Source organism: Candidatus Saccharibacteria bacterium, from assembly GCA_034521515.1.
Classification (GTDB): Bacteria; Patescibacteriota; Saccharimonadia; order Saccharimonadales; family JAXHMH01; genus JAXHMH01.
The window spans coordinates 462,139-481,522 of the sequence record JAXHMH010000002.1 but is presented as its reverse complement, the minus strand read 5'-3'; the positions used below and the strand labels follow the sequence as shown (position 1 = coordinate 481,522).

At 44.2% G+C, this 19,384-nt stretch carries 25 protein-coding genes and 2 tRNA genes; 17 read left to right on the top strand and 10 right to left on the bottom strand.

Annotated elements, in window-relative coordinates; all coding sequences use genetic code 11:
• Window positions 1-7: 7 nt before the first annotated feature.
• Window positions 8-562: a non-canonical purine NTP pyrophosphatase gene (locus U5K77_02505; GenBank protein ID MDZ7744610.1), complete on the top strand. Its 555-nt coding sequence runs from the start codon at window positions 8-10 to the stop codon at window positions 560-562.
• Here the strand turns inward: U5K77_02505 and U5K77_02500 are convergent.
• Window positions 552-773, bottom strand: a complete 222-nt coding sequence (locus U5K77_02500) for a hypothetical protein (protein MDZ7744609.1) — start codon at window positions 771-773, stop codon at window positions 552-554. The two genes, U5K77_02505 and U5K77_02500, sit on opposite strands and share 11 nt — an antisense overlap.
• Before the next feature lie 144 nt (window positions 774-917).
• On the opposite strand from U5K77_02500, the gene U5K77_02495 reads away from it, so the two are divergent.
• Window positions 918-1,541: an HD domain-containing protein gene (locus tag U5K77_02495; protein ID MDZ7744608.1), complete on the top strand. Its 624-nt coding sequence runs from the start codon at window positions 918-920 to the stop codon at window positions 1,539-1,541.
• Between the two features lie 224 nt (window positions 1,542-1,765).
• Here U5K77_02495 and U5K77_02490 read toward each other — a convergent pair whose 3' ends face one another.
• Window positions 1,766-2,170 carry a hypothetical protein gene (locus tag U5K77_02490; protein MDZ7744607.1) on the bottom strand — a complete coding sequence of 135 codons (405 nt, stop codon included), beginning with the start codon at window positions 2,168-2,170 and terminating at the stop codon, window positions 1,766-1,768.
• Window positions 2,171-2,229: 59 nt separating this feature from the next.
• Here U5K77_02490 and U5K77_02485 point away from each other — a divergent pair, with 59 nt between their 5' ends.
• The 3 genes from U5K77_02485 to U5K77_02475 all read left to right on the top strand — a co-directional run bounded on the left by U5K77_02485 (window position 2,230) and on the right by U5K77_02475 (window position 4,483).
• Window positions 2,230-3,036, top strand: a complete 807-nt coding sequence (locus U5K77_02485; protein MDZ7744606.1) for a hypothetical protein — start codon at window positions 2,230-2,232, stop codon at window positions 3,034-3,036.
• Window positions 3,037-3,319: 283 nt separating this feature from the next.
• A complete protein-coding gene (locus U5K77_02480) occupies window positions 3,320-4,072 on the top strand; it encodes a hypothetical protein (GenBank protein ID MDZ7744605.1) in 753 nt (250 codons plus the stop codon).
• Between the two features lie 12 nt (window positions 4,073-4,084).
• Window positions 4,085-4,483: a hypothetical protein gene (locus U5K77_02475; protein MDZ7744604.1), complete on the top strand. Its 399-nt coding sequence runs from the start codon at window positions 4,085-4,087 to the stop codon at window positions 4,481-4,483.
• Here the strand turns inward: U5K77_02475 and U5K77_02470 are convergent.
• The 3 genes from U5K77_02470 to U5K77_02460 form a co-directional block, all read right to left on the bottom strand.
• The gene (locus U5K77_02470) at window positions 4,466-4,807 is read right to left on the bottom strand and encodes a hypothetical protein (protein ID MDZ7744603.1); all 342 of its coding nucleotides are present in this window, start codon (window positions 4,805-4,807) and stop codon (window positions 4,466-4,468) included. The genes U5K77_02475 and U5K77_02470 overlap by 18 nt on opposite strands.
• Window positions 4,785-5,111 carry a hypothetical protein gene (locus tag U5K77_02465; GenBank protein MDZ7744602.1) on the bottom strand — a complete coding sequence of 109 codons (327 nt, stop codon included), beginning with the start codon at window positions 5,109-5,111 and terminating at the stop codon, window positions 4,785-4,787. The genes U5K77_02470 and U5K77_02465 overlap by 23 nt, the downstream gene beginning before the upstream one ends.
• Window positions 5,112-7,146: 2,035 nt before the next feature.
• Window positions 7,147-7,221 (bottom strand) — tRNA-Met (locus U5K77_02460).
• A 163-nt stretch (window positions 7,222-7,384) separates the two neighbouring features.
• Here U5K77_02460 and U5K77_02455 point away from each other — a divergent pair.
• Window positions 7,385-8,062, top strand: a complete 678-nt coding sequence (locus U5K77_02455; protein MDZ7744601.1) for an RNA polymerase sigma factor — start codon at window positions 7,385-7,387, stop codon at window positions 8,060-8,062.
• 46 nt (window positions 8,063-8,108) lie between these two features.
• On the opposite strand, the gene U5K77_02450 is transcribed toward U5K77_02455, so the two are convergent.
• Window positions 8,109-8,411, bottom strand: a complete 303-nt coding sequence (locus U5K77_02450; protein MDZ7744600.1) for an RNA-binding protein — start codon at window positions 8,409-8,411, stop codon at window positions 8,109-8,111.
• Window positions 8,412-9,112: 701 nt separating this feature from the next.
• On the opposite strand from U5K77_02450, the gene U5K77_02445 reads away from it, so the two are divergent.
• The 3 genes from U5K77_02445 to U5K77_02435 all read left to right on the top strand — a co-directional run bounded on the left by U5K77_02445 (window position 9,113) and on the right by U5K77_02435 (window position 10,487).
• A tRNA-Met gene (locus U5K77_02445) sits at window positions 9,113-9,189 on the top strand.
• A 294-nt stretch (window positions 9,190-9,483) separates the two neighbouring features.
• Window positions 9,484-9,912 carry a hypothetical protein gene (locus U5K77_02440; GenBank protein ID MDZ7744599.1) on the top strand — a complete coding sequence of 143 codons (429 nt, stop codon included), beginning with the start codon at window positions 9,484-9,486 and terminating at the stop codon, window positions 9,910-9,912.
• Between the two features lie 326 nt (window positions 9,913-10,238).
• On the top strand, window positions 10,239-10,487 hold the full coding sequence (locus U5K77_02435) for a hypothetical protein (protein ID MDZ7744598.1): 249 nt from the start codon (window positions 10,239-10,241) through the stop codon (window positions 10,485-10,487).
• On the opposite strand, the gene U5K77_02430 is transcribed toward U5K77_02435, so the two are convergent.
• Window positions 10,441-12,189: a hypothetical protein gene (locus U5K77_02430; GenBank protein MDZ7744597.1), complete on the bottom strand. Its 1,749-nt coding sequence runs from the start codon at window positions 12,187-12,189 to the stop codon at window positions 10,441-10,443. The genes U5K77_02435 and U5K77_02430 overlap by 47 nt on opposite strands.
• A 313-nt stretch (window positions 12,190-12,502) precedes the next feature.
• On the opposite strand from U5K77_02430, the gene U5K77_02425 reads away from it, so the two are divergent.
• Window positions 12,503-13,009 carry a hypothetical protein gene (locus U5K77_02425; GenBank protein MDZ7744596.1) on the top strand — a complete coding sequence of 169 codons (507 nt, stop codon included), beginning with the start codon at window positions 12,503-12,505 and terminating at the stop codon, window positions 13,007-13,009.
• A 150-nt stretch (window positions 13,010-13,159) separates the two neighbouring features.
• On the opposite strand, the gene U5K77_02420 is transcribed toward U5K77_02425, so the two are convergent.
• Together U5K77_02420 and U5K77_02415 are read right to left on the bottom strand one after the other, a co-directional pair.
• Entirely contained in the window at window positions 13,160-13,489 is a 330-nt protein-coding gene (locus U5K77_02420; protein ID MDZ7744595.1) for a DUF2752 domain-containing protein, read from the bottom strand.
• Complete coding sequence (locus U5K77_02415; GenBank protein MDZ7744594.1) at window positions 13,461-13,709, bottom strand: TM2 domain-containing protein; 249 nt, start codon at window positions 13,707-13,709, stop codon at window positions 13,461-13,463. The genes U5K77_02420 and U5K77_02415 overlap by 29 nt, the downstream gene beginning before the upstream one ends.
• Window positions 13,710-13,900: 191 nt before the next feature.
• On the opposite strand from U5K77_02415, the gene U5K77_02410 reads away from it, so the two are divergent.
• Together U5K77_02410 and U5K77_02405 are read left to right on the top strand one after the other, a co-directional pair.
• Window positions 13,901-14,623 (top strand): HDIG domain-containing protein, encoded by a 723-nt coding sequence (locus U5K77_02410; protein ID MDZ7744593.1) that lies wholly within the window; start codon window positions 13,901-13,903, stop codon window positions 14,621-14,623.
• A 51-nt stretch (window positions 14,624-14,674) separates the two neighbouring features.
• The gene (locus U5K77_02405) at window positions 14,675-15,217 is read left to right on the top strand and encodes a hypothetical protein (GenBank protein MDZ7744592.1); all 543 of its coding nucleotides are present in this window, start codon (window positions 14,675-14,677) and stop codon (window positions 15,215-15,217) included.
• Between the two features lies 1 nt (window position 15,218).
• Here U5K77_02405 and U5K77_02400 read toward each other — a convergent pair whose 3' ends face one another.
• Window positions 15,219-15,395 carry an AbrB/MazE/SpoVT family DNA-binding domain-containing protein gene (locus U5K77_02400; protein ID MDZ7744591.1) on the bottom strand — a complete coding sequence of 59 codons (177 nt, stop codon included), beginning with the start codon at window positions 15,393-15,395 and terminating at the stop codon, window positions 15,219-15,221.
• 149 nt (window positions 15,396-15,544) lie between these two features.
• On the opposite strand from U5K77_02400, the gene U5K77_02395 reads away from it, so the two are divergent.
• From U5K77_02395 to U5K77_02375, 5 genes are all read left to right on the top strand, one after another.
• Complete coding sequence (locus U5K77_02395; protein ID MDZ7744590.1) at window positions 15,545-16,942, top strand: serine hydrolase domain-containing protein; 1,398 nt, start codon at window positions 15,545-15,547, stop codon at window positions 16,940-16,942.
• Window positions 16,939-17,889 carry a prolyl aminopeptidase gene (gene pip / locus U5K77_02390; protein ID MDZ7744589.1) on the top strand — a complete coding sequence of 317 codons (951 nt, stop codon included), beginning with the start codon at window positions 16,939-16,941 and terminating at the stop codon, window positions 17,887-17,889. The genes U5K77_02395 and pip overlap by 4 nt, the downstream gene beginning before the upstream one ends.
• 87 nt (window positions 17,890-17,976) lie before the next feature.
• Window positions 17,977-18,351 (top strand): hypothetical protein, encoded by a 375-nt coding sequence (locus U5K77_02385; protein MDZ7744588.1) that lies wholly within the window; start codon window positions 17,977-17,979, stop codon window positions 18,349-18,351.
• Between the two features lie 39 nt (window positions 18,352-18,390).
• A complete protein-coding gene (locus tag U5K77_02380) occupies window positions 18,391-18,777 on the top strand; it encodes a hypothetical protein (protein ID MDZ7744587.1) in 387 nt (128 codons plus the stop codon).
• Between the two features lie 105 nt (window positions 18,778-18,882).
• Window positions 18,883-19,383, top strand: coding sequence for a metalloregulator ArsR/SmtB family transcription factor (locus U5K77_02375; GenBank protein MDZ7744586.1), 501 nt, complete (start codon window positions 18,883-18,885; stop codon window positions 19,381-19,383).
• The last annotated feature ends 1 nt before the right edge of the window (window position 19,384 follow it).

Sequence of the window (19,384 nt, the reverse complement as noted above, 5' to 3'; positions counted from 1 at the left end):
TACCTTAATGAAAGAATTGGTTTTCGCGACAGGTAATACAGACAAGTTTAACGCTGCTAAAACGGTACTTAATTCGCATGGTTTTAAGCTGATACAAAAACCGGTAGAGGTAGACGAAATACAGGGTGAGGACGAGCTGATAATCACGCGTGATAAAGCTGAAAAAATTTATCGTAAGCTGCAGCACCCCGTCCTAGTAAACGACGATAGCTGGGCAATCACAGCATTAAATGGATTCCCAGGTGCTTATATGAAGTCGGTGATTCATTGGTTCAAACCAGAAGATTTTATTCGCCTAATGCAAGGTGTAAAAGACCGGGGCGTAATCTTAACTCAAGTAACCGTATACCAAGACAAAGAAGTTCAAAAAATATTCACCAAACAAATTCCAGGCACTATTTTGCTAAAACCCACTGATTACCCAGGCCCTTCTTGGGCTAATATCTGCACCCTCACAAAAGACAAGCGGAGCATGGCAGAAGTTCGTAACACTACGCCAGACCAACTGGTGAAAGAACACGACACCGTCTGGAACGACGTCGCCATCTGGCTCAAACAATAATATCTTTAGGGCTCGTAACTTCTGCCTTAACAGCCTCTCGAGCAACATGCTGCGCCCAAAACGCCGCATAATATACTGCTTCAGGTGTATCAAACCTACCACTGGAATAATCTTCACAACCGCGCCTATATAATGCCGCCTCTGCTTCTACCGTGTCAGCTCCTAAAACGTATGCCATTTCTTCCGGATCGCTGTCTGGTTTATTCTCCATAAACATAAGTGCTCCTTTTTGCATTAAAAAACGGCCTATCGGCCGCCCCTGGTTCTGTTTCTGGTGAGTTATCTAGTATTGCCATACTAGAGTTTTATTGTAGCTCTTTTGCTATATAAAGTGCAAATCAATTACTATTACGGTATGCCCAAGCAACGTCCATCTATCGACCGTATTGCTGAACTCCAACAGCTTATCGCTGATTTTGCGTGCATTGAGCGAGTACTCAACCTCGCTGATAAAAATCGTCCCGAGAATGATGTTGACCATAGTTACGGGCTTGCGCTAACCGTCTGGTTTCTTGCACCAAAGCTGGCGCCCGAACTCAGTCAAGAAAAGGTGTTAAAGTATGCGCTGGCTCACGATATTGTCGAGCTCCATGCGGGCGATACATTTGTTTTCGCACCCGAGGATCAGCTATCCACTAAAAACGACCGGGAAGATAAAGCACTCAAACAGCTTGCCAAAGAATGGCCAGATTTTCCAGAGCTCATAGACTACGCGAGGGGTTACAAAGACAAGCGCGACGAGGAAGCGAAGTTCGTATATGCGGTTGATAAAATTTTGCCACCGATCCTTATAAATCTTGGTGAGAAGTCTGATTACTGGCGCAAACACAAAATCACCAAACAGATGCATAATGATAAAAAACGCACCATTTTAGTCTCTAAGCACCTTAAGCCGTACTATCAAATGCTACTCGACTGGACAGACAGCCCCAACTATTTTCATAATCCTGAGCAAGAAAAAAGCTCCACCAAAAAGTGAAGCATTTTTCTTGGTAGCCCAAGTACATTCACATTGGAACGACATCTGTTCAGAAATATTACGCTGGGGGCAGGTATTAGGGGTAGAACTCCTTCAAGCTAAAGATGAGCTGGGACTAGAACTAACCGAGTGTAACGAGGTGTTCTATCCCAGCAACCCCCTTCCCTTAACAGTAGGAGTCATCGCCATACTCAAAAGAGCCTAAGCTTAACTAGGGCTAATCACTAAAGTCTCCAAGCACGCTTTAATAAGTCATAGTATTGCATCAAGCCACGTCTCTTTAGTTCTTCGAGATATAAATGGCGAGGCGGGATATTGCTGTAGTAAGGACTAGGGCCTGCGTATAATCCGCCACCTGGACCAGTATACAGTCCACCACCTGGGCCGGTAGATAGTCCACCACCTGGGCCGGTAGATAGTCCACCACCTGGGCCGGTAGATAGTCCACCACCTGGGCCGGTAGATAGTCCACCACCCTGGCCTGGTATACATACTGCTTCCAACCTGCCCGCAGATGCACCTCCGCCTGGGCCTGGCAGGATGCACCTCTGCCTGGCCTTATACATACCGCTTCGTGCCGGACAGGATCCTTCACCGTAACCAGTGTAGCTATTTCGTGGCCATCCCATAGTAAAGATTATATAGGAATTCGGTGAAATGCAGTGATAACACTATAATTATTTTATATATGCCAAGTTCTAGTGAAAGTATATTCAAGACACATCTAAATTATGTACGTTGTATTGCTGGGCAGTACGCGGGGCTCTCGCTTACTACGCCTCTTACTCCCACTTCTGCACTATCTACAACAAACATAAATAGATTCAAAAAGCTTGCTGACCTTACTTCAAAAAGCATTGAAATCGAGTTAAAGGCTGGTTCGATTGATCACGAATATGCTCAAATAATAGTCGGCTGGATACCAGTTAAATGCTATTACAGAATCTACTACCTTGAGAGCATTATGGTCTACCTATTGAATGGTAATTCGATTGGCTTTGGTAGAGGAGGCCATAAAGGGGTTCGCAGGGCTTTGAGTATACTCATAAATAATAATCAACTAGCATTCTCAAACGTTAATATCTCTACACAGTCGACTATTGCAATGATTCGTACACATAAGATTGCATCTGGAGCAAACCTCTCGCCAACTTATTACCTCACTGATGATTGTGTACATTCGGTTCGTAAGAAAATATCGGAATACCAGGAACAAGACTGGAAAGCAGGAAGAAAAATCAAGACCTATAGCACGGCCGCAAGCAGATCTAGTAGGGACAATTATTATGCGACCAGTACGCTTAACCTGACCGATTTCTTTTATTGGATGAGAATAAAGGTTAACTACAAAGACCTAGATTTCTTAGATTTTCCTAGTGCTGGCAGTCCTGATGATGCATATGAATATGTAAAAAATTACATCGATGGTCACCAGGCTTACTCGTCCGCTTTAGAGGCAATTATATTACAGCTGAAAGCAATGAGAAATATGTAGCCAATCTCACCCAGTAAACAAGTTCTTTGGCTTATGTTTTCTGAATAGTTTTTTTACATGGATCTCTCTCGGTGACTAGGGCTTATGTTCGGCGGTAGTATCCCGCCTTTCGCATGTTGACGTTATATAGGGGCTGCATGAAAAGAAAATACTATCCAGTCAGCAGTACAAAAGTAGCCCCACCCCCCCAATTCTAAAAGATACTATGCGGTATATATATCTTTGTGGATGGGTATAGACCCTAGCGTGTCTTCCTATTCCAACAATCCCTTATAATGTAAATATGGCAAAATCAAACAGCAAGTCTGATAAAAATCTGCTCAAGCGTTCGGGATTCGCACTCATTGACAGCACTGCGTCAGTCTTACCTGGACTTGCTCAGGCATGGGCATTAAGTAAAGCCCTGTTTGGCAATGCACTTCAACTTAGACAGCAGCGAGCGTTGGAGTGGGTCGAAGCAATATCAAACAACCCCACTATATTTAATGAGAGGCTTGTTAACTCTGACGAATTCCAAGATGGTTTTGTCGTAGCACTAGAAGACTATATAAAGCTCAGAGACTTCCTGAAGAGGCGTGTAGCACTCAAAGCATTTGAGGAGTTTGCGGCTTGCGATGATAAGGTAGAGTTCCCGCTAGAAAGGTACAACGACACGCTTAGAAAAATATCACCAGTTAGCCTGAGGGCATTGGCATTTGTGAAGAATAGCGTACTACCAGAAATGGAGATTAGGATTAAATCAGAGCTTGAGCAAAAAAACTTAGGCACTGAGCAACCGTTTGAATGGTGGTATCAGAAAGAGCTTAACTCCAAGCCCTTTTCTAAATATGATAGTACTGGTAACCTCGGTAAAATGAATGATCAACTTAATGAACTCGAGTTTCTCGGCCTGGTCAGGCGAGTGTCTGCTATTAATGGTGGTTGGGGATTTTCAAGTGCTGGACAGATTACTGGGTGGGCGTTAACAGACTTTGCTAAAGAATTTATAAAGTTCATAGAGGCTGATGTGAAGACTGAAGGCAATTCACGACTTTAATTAAGAATTACCATGAATATCTACCTAGACATTGACGGTGTACTTCTTGCAGATATGGCAACACCTGCAAAACATGCAGATGAGTTTCTACAAACAGTGCTTACCAAGTACCCAGACAATACTTATTGGCTAACCACTCATGTTTGGAATGGCGAGAATATGATAGATCAAACCCTAGCACCTTACCTAAAACCTGAAACCCAAGCCCTGCTTGGCTGTATAAAGCCTACTGAGTGGGGGCAAGCAAAGACGGATGCAATTGACTTTAGCCAGCCATTCCTATGGTTTGATGACGACCTATACGATGATGAACGCACAGCCTTAGGGCAGCACAGCAAACTTTCCAGCAGGATTGAGGTTGATCTGCACAAGAATCCGGAGCAGCTTAAAGAACTAGTCAGCCTGCTCTAGTCTTGTGCAATCAGCAGCAACAGCCTTAAACTTGTTGTTGTATTCATTGGTAGCCTTGTAGCGGTCGTATGCCTCTAGCATCGCCTGCTCTCCCATGGTGTCGTATAGACAAACACAGAAAGCGGCTGATTCTGGGTCAGTCACACAATCCTGCATAAAGCCTGCACGTGTAGCTGCTGACTGTGCCGCACGCTGGTTACCACGCTGCACACCTTTTATTCCGCCATTTATGCCTATGACTAGCAGTAGCCCTATCACCACCCAAAGACCAATCCTACGCTTGGGCTTCTTTGATGCTTGATTATCTTGGGAAGTACCACTCACCGTTTTCTCCTTCTTTACATACTGTTTCACCGTCTACAGGTATCTGCTTACATATAATTTCTGGCTGGCTTCGTGCTAGTAAATAACCTGCAAGAATTACGCCTGCACAAATAGCGGCTATCAGTAAAAGACCTTTGATAATATCAATACCCTCCCTAGCAATCTTCATGGCTTTACTGGGACGCTTGTGCTGAGCTGGTTCATAGTTTTCTTTAACGCTACTAAATATGTCTTCAGTACTCAGAGTTGTCTTAAGCTCGTCAAACTTCTCATCGACTGATTTACTATGCTTTTTACTGCTCACAGGATCACCTTTCTGTCTTAATGCATATGCCCCGTTAACAAAAAGGACAGCCGCAATTGGACTGTCTAGGTCTACAGCAAACGCGGTTACGCCTACTGCTTACGGCTGCCCTTATTGGGCATAACCGTAATTGCAAGCAATACTTGCTGCGTGAACTGTAAACCTAGACCCTGTGATTGTATCATTTTAGGGTTAAGTATGGTATAATGTACGTCAGCACAACGGTGCAGAAAGGGGCTCTATTGAGCCAAGCAAAGCCTTTTTGCACCTTTTTTATTTGAGGCTTTTCCTTGGCTTGATAGACCAAATCTATCAACTAATAGGACGAGGTCTTTGTCTTGGTCGAGATTGTATCCGTTGCAAAAGCTAGACGTATCTTGGGGTCAACCGCAAGCTCACTTTCTGATGACCAAGTAAAAAAACTTATCCATACATTACATCTGTTAGCAAAAGAACAACTGTGCTATAATGGTTCCAAAGCTGATGAATAGTCTAGGTCAACCACCAGCACAGAAGAAAGCAGTCGCATACGTTCGTATCTCAAGCATGCGGCAGATTAATAATGAGAGCCCTGCGACACAGAGGCAGGCTATACAAGCGTACGCCGATGCCCAAGGAATAGAGATAGTCGAATGGTTTGAGGACATTGCAAGGTCTGGCAAGAACGCTAATAGAACTGGCCTACAAGACTTACTGAAGTACTGTTCGAAGAATAAAGGGAAAATACAGCACTGGATTGTCTATAACATGAAGCGTGCATCTCGTGACATAGACAGCTATTCAAATCACGTAGGAACAATATTAAAGGCACTAGGCATTACGGTTCGTTCCGCAACCGAGCCAGCGGTTGATGATACGAGAGAGGGGCGGTTTATGGAGACCCTGCTTGTAGCACTAGGTCAACTAGACAATGAGGGTAAGTCTGATGTCACGAAAGACAATATGCGTAACCTCGCTTTACAAGGATGGTGGCAGCACCCACCTATACTTGGGTATGATGCCTTCAAGAAACCTAATGACATGGGTAAGCCCCGCCCAACGCTAAAGCCGAATACAATGGCACCGTATGTAAAACAGATGCTAGAACGCTTCTCTCAAGGCGATATAAGCAAAGCTGAGCTTGCAAGATATGCTGCCACCATAGGGCTTCGTAGTCGATACGGAAAGAAAGTAGGCGAAGATAGTATCAATCGCATGCTTAAGCATCCCGTGTATGCGGGCTATGTTGCCGACAATCATACTGACTGGCAGCTCGTAGAGGGTCAGCATGAGGCATTAATCTCAAAGGACACATACCAGCTCAACCAAACGCTATTACATGGCAAGAACACTCGTCTTGGAGAAGTACACCAATCGCTTAACCCAGATTATCCTTTGAAAGGCCTGGTGCTTTGTTCGCACTGTACAAAGCCACTGTACGCTTCTGCTCCTAGGACTGGATCGGGTGGTAAGTCGCCCCGCTATCACTGCTCTCGTTCATCCTGTAAGGGCTTGAGCAAGTCTGTGAAGGCTTCTGTTATACACGAAGACTTTACTACTATGCTCGAAAGACTTAAGCCTGAAGATAGATTAATAGAGCTCTACAAAGAGATATTAATTACAGAGGCTGCTACACAACTCGGTAAGCTCAACGGAAAGATAAAAAGAGAACGCAACAGACTGAGTTCAATAGCGGATGACCGCCTTTCTGCTATCAGGAAGTTCAACGCGGATCAGCTTACTGCAGAGGAAAAGACTGATCTCATAGCAGCCCTAGATGAAGAAAAGCTCACCCTCACAGAAGAGCTCCAGAAGCTCGAAAAGCAACAGAACATTAGAGAGTCTGACATAACCTTGGCTTTAGATGTAATGCGTAATATTGACCAGCAATGGACGGTTGCTTCGCCTCAATCAAAGCAAAGGTTCCAAAGCATATTGTTCCCAAGGGGTGTGGTCTATGACAGCAACAGCCGCAGGTTTGGAACCAAAGAAATTAGCTCGCTTTACAGAGTGATAGAAAATAAAAAAGACCTTCCAGAACCTGAAAAGTCTTTCTTGGTAGCGGGGGGAGGACTCGAACCTCCGACCTTGTGGTTATGAGCCACACGAGCTGCCGCTGCTCTACCCCGCGTTATTGCCAGAAAGGGAAGCATCCACTTTCTGGCTAGTCCTCACTTAACCCAGGATGGGAAAAGTGTAGGCTGTTTGGCAAGTTGTTACTATAGCAGGTTGGTATCTGTTATGCAAGAACTAGTAATTGCGATAGCATGCGGGTAATTATATAATATGTAACTATGTCGGAAGCTTATAACTACGGAGACGTGGAGTTAACTCCAGAAGAAGAGTATCAGGCTCGAGTTAGTAAGTTAGTGGATGCTGTTCAAGCTGATCTAAAGTTAGCAGACGATGAATCATCTGTTTATCACATAGCCGCGCAACGGAAATTTGAAGATATCGTAAGGCTTACGTCCGGACACGCCTACAGTACTGCCCGCCGTTTTACGCATGACGCGGAAGGTGCCAGCGAGGTTGTTCAGGAAAGTTATCTTCGCGCGTGGCGTGGTTTACCTGGTTTTCGCGGCGAGTCCAGCTTTACGACATGGTTTCACCGGATAACTGTTAATGCTGCCAATACGTACATTGAAAAACGTAAGAAACTTCAGGATAAATTAGCTATCAATAGGGACGAGGATGAAACTAAAGAATACGTGGCAAAACATTCAGACTATGACGTTGAGCATCGTGTAGAAAATGCCGAATTACGAGATGAACTGAGGTCTGCGATAGAGCAATTATCGCCAATAATGAGGTCTGTGGTAGTTTTGCGAGATGTCTATGATTTGCCGCATGATGTTATTGCCCAAAAGCTTGGTATATCAGAGACTGCATCTAAGGTGCGATTGCACAGGGCAAGAAGACGGTTACGTGAACTTGTATTCCCAGACAAGGAGTCAACAATAGAAGAAGTATAAAAAACACCCCGTTTTACCGGGGTGTTTGCTTGCGCAGTGGTATTAACTACCAGCCGCGGTTGCCGCCGTTGTCGCGATTGTTGAAATCGCGGCGTGGACGTTCTTCACGAGGACGAGCCTCGTTAACAGTGATGGAGCGGCCACCCATATCAGACCCATTAAGAGCCTTCTCTGCAGCTTTACCTTCTTCGTCATTTTCGAACTCGACAAAACCGAAGCCTTTGCTACGGCCGGTGTCGCGGTCTTTGATGACAACAGCAGAAGCTACTGTGCCGTGCTCGCCAAATGATTGTGCGAGCTCATCGTCTGTGGTGGAAAAAGGTAATCCACCTACGAATAATTTGTACATGTGTTGTTTCCTAATTAAAGAACTTGTTGCGAGGTACGACCCCTTTCTGTCTCTGGCATTGAACTGTCAAACGGTGTTCTTTAATCAAAAAACAAACGACCTTCTCATGCGAACAACAGATAAGAACCTGCACGCCAAGTAAAGCACAAATCTATGGATCCTACAATAGGCATATTTACAGATGAGGTATTCAGGGCTACTCACTCGGATGGATAGCACGGCGACAGAGCAGCGCGCAGAGAGACGTATTCTAATACGTTGAACGAGCACTACAGCTGTCAACAAAGCTAGCCGCCAAGAGGTGTGTAGTACTGAAGTTGACAAAAAAGCAAAAGCATGTATAATGTGTAGTGTTAGTCGACTAAAACAAACAACACAAAATAAACATTGAAAGGACTGGTGTATGGCGCTTAAATTTGCGTATGAGTTTGCTCCAACCAAAAATTCGGGCATCCTCAAGGTAGACAAATTGCTAAACCGACTTTGATTAATTAAGCGGTCAGTCAAAAAGCCGGGTGTGCACGCCCGGCTTTTCTTAATGTAGTGGATATGATATATTGACCTCTGTTCCAATGCTAGAACCCAAAAGACCAAACCAAGCAGTTTGTCTGCTGTTTGGGATTTTGACAGGAAGAAGCGACTAGAAGGTGAAACAAAAGTCATAAGCGACTTTTGTGGAAGCTGACCGTCGGTTCTGACGGGGCGGCGTAGCTCAGCTGGTTAGAGCGCCGGACTCATAAGCCGGAGGTCACAAGTTCAAGTCTTGTCGCCGCTACCAAGAAAAGAGTCCCACTTCAAGTGGGACTCTTTTCTTGATTCTGGGTCGGGTTCTTCATAATGCAAGGACGGTGGAGGAATACGACATATTTGATATATTTATAAATGCATGGTATAAAGAAACTATCCTCTGTTGAGCTAACTCCAGAGGTGTTATTTGACAAGCAGGCGTACACCACAAGATGGGAAGCAAGCGCATTTACTAGTGCTTTTGCTCCTCATCTTGTGTGTTACAGGATACACATACTCGCTTTGCGAGAGGCATCTTCGCCACTGTGAGGAGAAAGGGTTACCTATGTCTAGGGCGATTTCTACAGGGACAGGAACCGGGGCTGGGATCGCTACTGGCTTTGCGACTTTGATGCTTGGAGGGCATCTTGCAGTCTGGTTTTTATCCTCTAATGAGAGTGGTAAGAGCTTTAACGCTCAAACCGAGGCTTGGCCAGAATGGATAGAGGCGGTGATTGGGCTTGGTCTACTTCTAGCAATAGTCGTAGCTGGGTACGCCGTCGGCGGCATCACAAAAGTATACGTGGATGAGCGGATTGCTCAACAATCTGGGCATGCCGGACCCGGGAGTCTTGCGATAGCAGGCCTTGGCTGGATAGCGGTCGCTGCATCGGTATTTCTCATCGCCATTGCGTTGATCATTGTTTACATCTTTTTCATTGCATTTGCAGCAATGATTGGACTCATCGGCCTATTCGCCATCACTTCAGATTGAACCATTTCGGGTACATGGCGAGCAGGATATGGATGGGTTAAATAGGACGTTCGGGCCTCGTACCCTTGCTACCTTCCTGTTCATATCCCTGCTTGTCATCCCCGATTTCGTTAATGTGAAACCGTGTTAATAATCGTGCGTTCGCCCTCCCCCTTAATTCACATTTTTCATCTATAAATAGCCAGCTTTTACTACAATTTAAACGCGCCAGTCGAGTGGCGCATTTATAAATTATGACTTGCGGTGGACAGCACAAGTCTATATATACTATCTAAACTATACGGGTACCTTTCTAATTTATACTTATTCTATATAATAAGTACCTAATGAACCCTGAAAGAGACGAACGACCACCCCTAACGGACAATCAGAATGAAGCTGCCACAGTTCTGATTGAAGTGTGCGGGCTGGATGAAGTTGCTGACGTAAGCCTGGAATGGGACGGTCAGAAAGGTTCTGTTTTTTGGGGTCTTGGCCGATGCGCTCACCATCTCGCTGACATGACGCCTAGTGAAGTAAAAGAAATGGTTATGTCCAAGCTGGAACAGCAAGGTCAAATTGAACCTGGGTCTTAGGTGAGACATTTGCTCCGTAGACTAGTGGCCTACTCATTCGAACAAGAATATATCTACTGATTTGCTTGAGTCGTTTAATTTTTTGCTGTAAAGCTTGTGAATAATGAGCCAACAAGGTAGACGCTGTTGCAACCCTATACTCATTTGTTCCTCGATTATTTAGCTCTTCGATTGAAATATGCTCAGTTTCAGGATCGCCCGTTTTTATAGAAACATCTAATAAATCACGGGCTATTTCATTGGCAAGAGGCTCACTTAATTCAACGCCCATAAGCCCGAAAAGCTCTATACATAACAGCTCTAATTGCTTATCAGCACCCTCACCTATATGAGTTTCAGTCTTTGACTTAACCAACTTAATAAACTCCGACAATTCTTCAAGTTTTTTTGTGACTTTAATTTTTGACTCAATTTTTTCAACATCGTAAGGCATAGTTTCAGCAGTCGCAGCCAAATTATCACCGGCTTCATCAACCTTATCTATATGCTCGCTTTTATCCGAGTTTTCACCATCTAAGGCATTAAAAAGAGCTAGGTCTGTAAACGCCTCTTCAGAGCCGTGACTGTCTGCGCTCAACCAGTCTTCAATCATAGTTTCAAAGGTAGCTATTTGTTCTAGATCTTGTTGCTCCAAATTAAATCTTTCTGCGCCCAGACCAAATGCGTCATATATGTCACCCCCCTCTTCCAGGTTAGTTATTTCTGTTGCAACATCATGTGTCTCTATATCTGGTTGGGTAGTCTGGTTCAGTGAAGACTCTTGAGCCGGCTCGGTACGCGGCTCGCTGTATACAGAGGCTGTATTACTGGTGGTATCGAGATCATCTTCCTCTGTTTCGTTTGATTCTTCTAAGCTCTCTACGGCTGTTAATGTAGTTATCGGCGCCTCTTTATTGCGAGAGGGTTTTTCGTGATTGGCACTAATTGTGTCGTTTGTCATAGAGGGTGGGTCTACTTTGACTGTTTCCTTGTTAAAGGCTCCACGATTTTTCCTATTCTGCTGATGACTTGTGCGGTCGCCCTCTGCTGTTTTTTGCCGTTCTTTGCCGTCCGGCTCTTTTCTAGCTGGGCTGCCTTCAGTAGTTTTTGATTCATAAGGTTGACTCAAAAACTTCTCGACTAACTGTTCTTGCTGTATCGCAGCTTCCAGTGCGTTGTTTCGTAATTCGGTTGATTTGACAGGTGTTTTGGTTTTATTTATTTCCTCAGTGTTCATCAAAACTTCTTTTTTATCATGCTCTGGCTGTGATTTTTTAGCAGGTGTTTTGTCAACTTCATCACTTATATCTACCTCGCTAGCCTCCTGAGAAGCAGACGGTTCTTCGGGCTTCGCTTGCTTCTGTTCCTGCCGTTTTTCGGCTAATATCTCGCCTATAGTTTTGCCCCTATCGGGGTTTCGTTCTTCATTTTGTATGCTCTCGGCAAGTTTCAACCCCGCTGCTCCCATAGGTCCGATAAAGGGACACTTAGATGGATCGCCACCGTAACGATTTTTGTGAGCCTCAATCCCGCCTTCTTTTTGTATAGTTGCAGCGGCTTCATCAAAATATTGAACAGATTCAGGCGTATCTTCCGCTTCTGCGGAAAATGGATTGTCGGCGATGTCTTGATTAATGGATGCAGCCTCGGATTCATATTCGCCAACTTTAAGTTGAATACCTATTGGCGCATCATTCTCCTGGCTGATGATTCTGTTAGTCATACTGCTTATGTTACTCTACACCGGCCTCAGTCCACAACAACGCCATTAAGCTAATGTGTTTTCTTTTCATAAAACTGCCGTGCTGTAGTATGCTCGTTTGGATGAGCGAACGCATGCCAAAACTATGGAGTGATTTTGACGGTACTGCTGTTGGACTTGCTCGAAAAGTCGATCCCCGCAACTGGTCTAAATATCCTTTACCTGACCTGCCCGGGTGTACCATTTTTTTAAAAAATAGGTTAATTAATCAAAACTTTTTGGGCGTACTCACGTTCATTTATTTGAAGAGAACGTCCTTGGTACTCATACAGACATGAAGACGCTTAACATTATCGGCGCAAGTTGGGGGCTGGCTGGAATTACGTTAATTATTGGCGCCGCAATAGTACGCCTTTCAGTGCATGTAATAAACTCCCTTAGTTTTAGTTTTAACGGTGTTGAGTGGCTTATATTAATCGCTTGGTGCAGTTTTATGCTTATTGGTGAAGGGTACTATGGGTTCCAAAAAAAGTTTTCACCCAGGGTCGCTGATCGATTACGGCATCTGCTACACTACGGACAGACCAAAGATATTATATTCGCACCACTTTATTGCATGAGCTACTTCAATGCGGCCAGAAAGCGCATTATCACCAGCTGGTTACTTACTGCAGGGATACTAGTATTAGTTTTTTCTACAAAACAACTACCTCAACCATTGCAAGGAATTATAGATGTGGGCGTTGTACTTGGATTACTATACGGACTAGTTTGGATATATATTTTCACGTTCAAGACATTCGTGCATCCGCAGGGGTCTGGCAATTCCACCGGCCAGTAAGTTTATTACCCATATAGCCCCTGTACCCTGCTTAAATACCGCTCCAAGTCTGGTGTATCATTTCTTCTTGTAGTCAAAACCATTAAATATTGGTGAAGTTCTTGATAAGTGCATTGATACATAGCACCCCTGACTTATCTGTTATACCGACTAAATCTGCTTCTTGCGCATAAGCTTGGTGATGTCAATAATTACTATCCCAAGCACTATGGCGACAACCGGAAAAATAAGCCAGTTCATCTGCCAGGCTCCACTTACATCACCGTTTATTAGCAACCGAAAGGCTCGGGTCAATCCTATAGATGGCGCATTAATCCCAAGGTACTTATACAATGACAAGTTCGGGATCCAGGTGATCCTAAAAACACTGGTGACATACACAAACGCAGTTACAGCCGCAAATGCCACGAGACGCCCAGCAGGCGTTTGTAACCCCACCACATTAAGTAGCTTACTTTTGAAGCGGTTGGCCGTCTGCATCTTTTAGATTATCTGTTGCGATAAGTATGACATCAATCAACCACCATATGCCGCAACCGCCAAGTGTAATGAGTTTTAAGATTCCCGTCCCAATATAGCCCATATAAAAGCGATCGATGCCAAGCTCTCCTATGAGCACTGATAAAAGTAGCGCAGCCAGCCATTGACGTTGTTGTTTAGGTTGAGCTTGGTTTGGAGTTGTTTGATTGTTTTCTGCCATCTGTCATATCCTTTATATTTATTACTATCATTGTAGCAAGAAGCTCCAAGCTTTTTGTCGCACCTTGGTTATTAGCCGATGTAATACTGCTTGGTGAATTATTTATACATATGACTTTTTGTTTCCTAGTGCTATTGACACCCAGGAGTATAATTAACAACAGAGATACTTAAATATAAAGAAAAACCAACATGTCCGTCCTAGAAACTCGCGAGTTCCCACAAGAAACCCATGAAACAATAGCTGAAAAAAACTATGCGGAGCTGCTGGATGATTCTAGATCACTGGCTATTGAAATTGGTGTTGATCAACATACCTACGTTACTACGTTTGAACTTCTGGAAAAACTACGACAATTTGATGAACAAACAGCACGCGAAAGTCTCCAAACGTTGCCATTAGCCCTCAAGACAGCTCAGGCGATACATGATGTATTCCCAGACGCTGAGGTTGATTTAGCCGCTATTTGGTCATCTTCTCTACTCCACGATATTGGCAAAATAGAAGTGAGCCAAGACTTAATTGCCAAAAGTAACGAAGGAACAGATTGGGGACTTAAGGATCATACCCAAATTATCCCGCACGCCTGGCTAGGCGGCCAAATCGCTCGACAGTATGGTTTATCTGATACTATTGCCCGAGCCATAGAAGAACATCACCATAAACAAGACAGTGTCTTGGCTTATGGTGTAGACGAAGAACTTTCAGATAGCGAGAGAATTACCCGTGATTGCCTGACAACTGCTGACTTCACAGATGCCATGCTTACTAGGACGAACACCAGGAACGAACATTTATCATATGGGGAGCGGCTCGAGGCAGTCTGGAACCATATTTGCTTTGTTTTCAACGACTACAACTCTCGTGATTATCTTGCTACTACGGTCTACAAAAACCTCGCCCTCGCCACCTAACCCTTTTCCCTCATGCTTGCAAAACTTCGTGAGTTGGAATATAAAGTTATTATGAGCGGCTTGGGATCAGAATTTTCTAAAGAAGTCGAGGCGTTGCATGAACGTGCCCGGCAAGAAGCAGTAATAAACACACACAGGCAAATTGAGCGCGCTTCTCGTAATACCCATGTACTTAAAGTAGCTAGAGCTTTAGGCCCGATTGCGTCACGTCACCTTAATGAATACGACCACTTAACCCGACTAGAAACGATAAGACCAAAGATTCCTGGCATGTGGGCTAAAAATAAGGAAGTTGTCGTCGCTAGTGGCTGGCTTGTAGCCGCTAAGAATAAGAGTCAGTATCAAGAACCAGCTGTAAACAACATGAATAACAGTGCGTACTACAAAAACCACGCTGTACTTCTTACCCCTCATGGCTCATTAATGTACTTCTGGGGCTTTTCCCATGATTCATACATGGTGGGTACTCCTAACGGAAACGTGGATTGTGCGCAATACTCTCACATATCTGATGCGTCTGAAATTGAATTTTCGGCTAAAGATATCTATGACGGAATGGTTACGTTCGCTGCACGAACGAATATACCAACCTAATTCAATCTTTCCAGTCTTCAATAACCAGTTTGTCGCCTTTTAGGGTGACGGTGACTTTTTGCCGCCGCTGCCACCGCAATTTCCGAACCATGGCGATTGGCAAGGAAACCGTATACGACCCGCTGTTATTTTGCATGATGCTCCGGATATGTTGCTCTTCACTTGTACGTACACCCATATAAACTTCCTTTTTATATTTAATTTACCCTATCTTCATATTAACAAATGTAAATATGATATGAATATGATTTAAATCATATTTCTAATAATTTCAACAATACTTATGTTAGATACTATGTATATTCCGTATCTGTTATTATAAATATAATGAAACAAGAAGCCTTAGATAAATCGGTTACATTCATTAAGTCCTGGTTGGCCTACCGCTACGAGCACGAGGAAACTCCTGGCTTTGTAGTTGCCATATCGCACAAAGGCAAAATTGTCATGAACGAGGCCTATGGTTTTGCCGACCTAGAGAATAATACCAAGATGACCAGCAATCACATTTTCCGTATAGCTTCACACTCCAAGTCTTTTACCTCAACAGCGCTTATGCAGCTCCAGGAGCAAGGGAAACTACGCATTGATGATTATGTGACTGACTTCTTGCCGTGGCTTAAGAGCCACAAAGACAAACGATGGCAAAAGATAACTATACGTCAAATTATGTCGCATGGTGCTGGAATAGTCCGCGATGGCAATAAGGCTGATTATTGGCAGCTAGAACGTCCGTTCCCAGATAAAGCACAACTTAAGAAGGAAATTATGGATGCTAGTCTCGTTATCGACAACAACATTAAGATGAAGTATTCCAACTACGGCTACTCGCTACTCGGCCTGTTAATCGAGGCGGTTGCCGGTATTTCGTATAACAAATACGTTACCAAACACATCGTCAAGCCACTCGGTCTGAAAAACACTGGGCCGGAGTACACTCCGGAGCTTGATGACAGACTCGTTACCGGATACAGCCGCCGCGAAGCGGATAAGAAACGGCTGCCCATCGCTCATACTGAAACTCAAGCCATGGCTCCAGCAACCGGTTTTTACGCCACGGCTGATGATTTGTGTGCGTACTTTACTGCCCACTTCGTCGGTTCTGGTCAACTTTTAGATGACGAATCCAAGAAAGAGATGCAGCGGGTTCATTTCCACGCCAAAACGCCTGGCCAAGAAAATGACGAAGATTATGGTCTGGGACTCGTGATCGAGAATTTAAAAAAACGCACTACCGTCGGTCATGGTGGCGGTTTTCCGGGTCAAATAACTATGACTGTTGCCGATCCAAAAGACGAGCTTGTTGTTGTGGTGCTAACTAATTGCATTGGTGGGCCTGCCGAGAACACCGCCAAAGGTATATACGGGATTTTTGATTACTTCAACGACAACATGACTAGCTCTAAACCAAAGCATGATCTTGCCAAGTTTGAAGGTCGATTTGCCGGACTGTGGGGTGTTAGCGAAATGGTCGCTGTTGGCGATAAGCTTGTTTCTATACACCCGGGTGCATGGCAACCGTTTTCAAGCCTAGAAGAGCTAGAGTACGTAGACGGTAAAACACTCAGAGTTACTAATGCTAGTAGCTTCAGCTCGGAAGACGAGCTTGTTGTCTTTAATTTCGATAATAACAAGATTAAATCCGTAAATCATACGGGTTCTACCCTGTGGCCAGAAGAAGTCTGGAAGAAAAAGCAGCAATCCAGAAAGCGTGTGGAACTGTGAGTAAAGCTATTGATCTGCACGTAAGAAAGTCTGGGCACTTGGATGTTGGCGACGGGCACAAGTTGTATTGGGAGGATTGGGGCAACCCAAGCGGCTTCCCTGTCATGCATTTCCATGGCGGGCCGGGCGGAGGCTTTAGCGATAGCAATAAACTGATGTTTGATCCAAAAAAGCACCGGGTGATATTTTTTGACCAGCGTGGGTCGGGCAAAAGTACGCCGTTTGCAAGCCTAAAGCAAAACACCACTCAAAAGTTAGTAGAAGATACCGAAAAATTACGAAAACATCTTGGGATAGAGCAAATGCATCTCGTCGGCGGCTCTTGGGGCTCAACCATGGTGCTAGCCTACGCCATTGCCTACCCAAGCCGAGTTAAGGCCATGCTTGCTTGGGGGATTTATCTTGGCAGCAAATTTGAGACGAGTCTTATTTCCGAAGGTCACGCTCGCTACACCTATCCTGAGGCCTGGGAGCGTTTTATTTCTCATGTGCCAGAAAAATGGCGAAAAAATGGCGAAGCAATCACCAAGTACTATGCTCAACAATTCGAGTCTAAGGATAAGAAAACTGCTCAAAAATACGCCGACGAGTGGACACTGTGGGAACTTTCCAACATGAGTGTTGGCTACAATCTTAAAAAGTTAGAACAAGATGTACTCGGTGACGAAAACAACCTGCCGTTGGCTAAAATTGAGGCGCACTATTTTTTGAACGACTGTTTTATGCCAGAAAATTACATCCTAGATAACGTAGATAAAATCAAACACCTGCCACTATATGTAGTGCAAGGTAGATTTGATAATTGCACTCCACCAGTAACCGCCCATAAACTAGCAAAAGCATACGGTAAAAATATGACCCTACAGATGGTAAACGCCGGCCATCGTCGCTCTGACCCCGAGCAATTTGCTGCCCTAACAGCTGCCAGTAATTTATTATTTACGTGATGGTTTGTTACGTAACTTTACAAGCCGCTCAAGCTTGAGTTTTGTGCCCAAACAAGCTTTTATATAATAAGTTAACTGGAGAACAAGATGCCCGGAAGCCCTGAAAGACTTTGCTGGGACTGCCCAAACCGTAGAGGAATATCAAAAGCCATTGGAAACATTGTCGGACTTGCTCTTAAGATTGTTGCCTGGCCAGACACGGCACGGGAAAAGTGCCAAGGACCTAAGCTTGCCCTCTTAATGGTAGAGCCTGATCCAGCTGTAGACCTTACTAATGAAGGAGACCGAATTGTAAGGTTTAAAAATCACTACAGTGAACAATGCGGCAGTGACCCCAACACGCCTGACGAAACAGTCCCAATAGATGTTCAAGCAGCCTACAAACAATATCCAACGCAAAAAACCTATACATCAAGCGAGGTTGAAGAAATTGTTTGGCCGACGGCAAGCCTAAGAGACTAGCCTAATTTCACTACAGAAAATATACGCTTTTGTGTAATAATGAAGCGCGTGGAACATCATAAACAACTCAAAAACTACAAGCTACTGTCTGTTTTGCTTGGCGTAACGGTATTAATATTATCTTTAATAATCGTGTTTCTGCTTACCAAACCTGCGCAGGCACCGGAAAATGATAACACGTCATCGCCAGACACCAACCAGGAAGTACCGAATCCATCTGAGCCTAACGGCGAAGACCAAGACAGAGTCAATGCCTACATTGGGCTTAGTGAAGAAGAGGCTATATCGCGAGCCGAACAAGATGGGTACACTTATCGTATTGTTGCACGGGACGGTGAAAGGTTCCCGGTTACTATGGATTACAACCCCAGCCGAGTAAACTTTACTATCGTGGATGGCATCGTAACCGACGCTTACTTAGGCTAAAACTACCAAACATACTCGTTTCGCAACTTATCTTTAGAGAGGTTAGTATAGAATACTATATATTCAAGTATTCTAATACTTGAATATATATGTTAAGCTTTTTCCATGTACGAAAAATTGTTTGAACTCCAAGAGGACGTCTTTAAGGTTATTGCCAATCAAAAGCGCCTAGAGATAATTCAACTCCTTACCCACAAAGAAATGTCAGTATCTGAGATGGTTAGTATGCTTGGTATATCCCAATCCAACGTTTCACAGCACCTGAGCTTGCTCAGACAAGTAGGCATTGTATCCACACGGAAAACCGGAACTTCCGTATACTACTCCCTTAAAGATGAGCGCATAGCCGAAGCTTGCAGCCTCATCCGTAAATTCTTGGCTAACCAAAACAAGTTATCTAATCTTAGCTTCCAGGATACTGATCTTGAATCGCTATATCCTCTGGTGCAAGATCCGGTCTGCGGTATGCGCATGGGTGTGACCGAGGCTTCAGAACAAGTAACTCACGGTAAAGATACTTACTTTTTCTGCGCCAGTGGCTGTAAGCACACCTTCGAGAAGAACCCCAAGCAATACATAAAACATAAAACGTCCAGAGGAGCCTAAC

Excerpts from the sequence above, each read along its gene's own strand:
- U5K77_02505 (MDZ7744610.1), top strand. The coding sequence starts at position 8 with ATGAAAGAATTGGTTTTCGCGACAGGTAATACAGACAAGTTTAACGCT.
- U5K77_02500 (MDZ7744609.1), bottom strand. The coding sequence starts at position 773 with ATGGAGAATAAACCAGACAGCGATCCGGAAGAAATGGCATACGTTTTA.
- U5K77_02495 (MDZ7744608.1), top strand. The coding sequence starts at position 918 with ATGCCCAAGCAACGTCCATCTATCGACCGTATTGCTGAACTCCAACAG.
- U5K77_02490 (MDZ7744607.1), bottom strand. The coding sequence starts at position 2,170 with ATGGGATGGCCACGAAATAGCTACACTGGTTACGGTGAAGGATCCTGT.
- U5K77_02485 (MDZ7744606.1), top strand. The coding sequence starts at position 2,230 with ATGCCAAGTTCTAGTGAAAGTATATTCAAGACACATCTAAATTATGTA.
- U5K77_02480 (MDZ7744605.1), top strand. The coding sequence starts at position 3,320 with ATGGCAAAATCAAACAGCAAGTCTGATAAAAATCTGCTCAAGCGTTCG.
- U5K77_02475 (MDZ7744604.1), top strand. The coding sequence starts at position 4,085 with ATGAATATCTACCTAGACATTGACGGTGTACTTCTTGCAGATATGGCA.
- U5K77_02455 (MDZ7744601.1), top strand. The coding sequence starts at position 7,385 with ATGTCGGAAGCTTATAACTACGGAGACGTGGAGTTAACTCCAGAAGAA.
- U5K77_02450 (MDZ7744600.1), bottom strand. The coding sequence starts at position 8,411 with ATGTACAAATTATTCGTAGGTGGATTACCTTTTTCCACCACAGACGAT.
- U5K77_02440 (MDZ7744599.1), top strand. The coding sequence starts at position 9,484 with ATGTCTAGGGCGATTTCTACAGGGACAGGAACCGGGGCTGGGATCGCT.
- U5K77_02435 (MDZ7744598.1), top strand. The coding sequence starts at position 10,239 with ATGAACCCTGAAAGAGACGAACGACCACCCCTAACGGACAATCAGAAT.
- U5K77_02430 (MDZ7744597.1), bottom strand. The coding sequence starts at position 12,189 with ATGACTAACAGAATCATCAGCCAGGAGAATGATGCGCCAATAGGTATT.
- U5K77_02425 (MDZ7744596.1), top strand. The coding sequence starts at position 12,503 with ATGAAGACGCTTAACATTATCGGCGCAAGTTGGGGGCTGGCTGGAATT.
- U5K77_02420 (MDZ7744595.1), bottom strand. The coding sequence starts at position 13,489 with ATGCAGACGGCCAACCGCTTCAAAAGTAAGCTACTTAATGTGGTGGGG.
- U5K77_02415 (MDZ7744594.1), bottom strand. The coding sequence starts at position 13,709 with ATGGCAGAAAACAATCAAACAACTCCAAACCAAGCTCAACCTAAACAA.
- U5K77_02410 (MDZ7744593.1), top strand. The coding sequence starts at position 13,901 with ATGTCCGTCCTAGAAACTCGCGAGTTCCCACAAGAAACCCATGAAACA.
- U5K77_02405 (MDZ7744592.1), top strand. The coding sequence starts at position 14,675 with ATGAGCGGCTTGGGATCAGAATTTTCTAAAGAAGTCGAGGCGTTGCAT.
- U5K77_02400 (MDZ7744591.1), bottom strand. The coding sequence starts at position 15,395 with ATGGGTGTACGTACAAGTGAAGAGCAACATATCCGGAGCATCATGCAA.
- U5K77_02395 (MDZ7744590.1), top strand. The coding sequence starts at position 15,545 with ATGAAACAAGAAGCCTTAGATAAATCGGTTACATTCATTAAGTCCTGG.
- U5K77_02385 (MDZ7744588.1), top strand. The coding sequence starts at position 17,977 with ATGCCCGGAAGCCCTGAAAGACTTTGCTGGGACTGCCCAAACCGTAGA.
- U5K77_02380 (MDZ7744587.1), top strand. The coding sequence starts at position 18,391 with ATGAAGCGCGTGGAACATCATAAACAACTCAAAAACTACAAGCTACTG.
- U5K77_02375 (MDZ7744586.1), top strand. The coding sequence starts at position 18,883 with ATGTACGAAAAATTGTTTGAACTCCAAGAGGACGTCTTTAAGGTTATT.